The organism is Burkholderia sp. AU4i, from assembly GCF_000466765.1.
In the GTDB taxonomy this organism is placed as follows: Bacteria; Pseudomonadota; Gammaproteobacteria; order Burkholderiales; family Burkholderiaceae; genus Burkholderia; species Burkholderia cepacia.
The window spans coordinates 1-1,225 of record NZ_ASSI01000410.1 but is presented as its reverse complement, the minus strand read 5'-3'; the positions used below and the strand labels follow the sequence as shown (position 1 = coordinate 1,225).

The 1,225-nt window shown below is 65.5% G+C and carries 2 protein-coding genes and 1 pseudogene; all 3 read right to left on the bottom strand.

Annotated elements, in window-relative coordinates; all coding sequences use genetic code 11:
- Positions 1 to 109: 109 nt before the first annotated feature.
- Positions 110 to 409 (bottom strand): hypothetical protein, encoded by a 300-nt coding sequence (locus tag L810_RS43110; RefSeq protein ID WP_021164354.1) that lies wholly within the window; start codon positions 407 to 409, stop codon positions 110 to 112.
- A 128-nt stretch (positions 410 to 537) separates the two neighbouring features.
- Positions 538 to 846, bottom strand: a complete 309-nt coding sequence (locus L810_RS43105; RefSeq protein WP_021164353.1) for an EthD family reductase — start codon at positions 844 to 846, stop codon at positions 538 to 540.
- Between the two features lie 70 nt (positions 847 to 916).
- A pseudogene (locus L810_RS43100) lies at positions 917 to 1,225 on the bottom strand (MFS transporter); the annotation flags it as partial.

The window sequence follows — 1,225 nt, the reverse complement described above, 5'->3', positions numbered from 1 at the left end:
CGCGGATTCGCTTTCGTGTGTGCGCGTACGGCCCGTCGGGCCGGCGCGACCTTTGACGCTCCGCTGTCCGGCGGTTTATCCCGCCTATCGAGGAGGGCGGTCGCACCATTCAAGTCGGCCCGTCGTTGATCCGTTCCCTGCGATCCGAGGCTGTTGCGTCGGTGTCGGCCCAACCGTACCCCAACGTCGCGATTGCGAAGTAGACGGCACCGACGGCTTCGCAGGAAAGCAGCGCGCCGGCCAGCGCCATTCGCGCTCCACCCGAGACCGTTTGCACCGGCGCGTCGGTGTGTTTCCCGCGATGCACTGCGGTGCCGATCCGAAACAGGCCCGACACGATAGCGAGCACGCCGAACGCACGCGGCAGGCCGCTCGCCAATGCGACGATGAAGATCTGACGTCCCGACATTGCAGTGATCCTCCCGGTCCGGTATCGCGTGACGGTTGCCTATCCTGACACCCGATCGTTCGCGGCGCCATCGGACAAGTGACCGATGGCGCCGGCCGAAACCGATGCATGGCGGCGCGCGATCGCCGCTACGACACGCGCGGGAACACGTCCGTGATGAGCCGATCGGGTTCGATGTCGGTGAACGCATCGATATCTGCCATGACGTCTGCCGTCTCCGCGGACGCGAACGCAGCGTCCAGCGCCGCACTGTCCTTGAAACGGCACATCGCCACGACGATCAGTTCGCTGTCCTCACGTGCCGGGAAGAAAGCGTCGATAGCGTCGAGCCCGTACGGCTTCCAGGATTTTTCCACCAGCGGAATGTGTCGTTCGACGTAGTAACCAGCATCGAATCGCGTGCCCGCGGCTCGGCGATAGGAGACGATGAAATACACGAAGAACCTCCAGGTCGGACTGACGCGGCGATGAATGTCGGTACGGGAAAATACGGGCAAATACAAACGATCACGGCCGTTCGCGTTCGGGGCCGAAGCCCGGACGCGCGGCGGCCCGCATCGACGTGTGCGCGGCGCCCGCCCGTGCAAGCGAGATGCCCAGCGCGGCGCCCACGGCGAGGAACACCGAGATCGACAGCAGTGCGACGATGAACGCATGCGCGATGGCGGCCGGATCCTGGCGCGTGCCGAGCGTCGTATAGAAAATGCCGCCGATGATCGCCACGCTCAGCGACGTGCTGACCTGCAGCGTCGAGCTGGCGATGCCGGCGATCATGCCGGACAGCGCCGGTGCGACGCGCCCCGTCACCATGCGCAT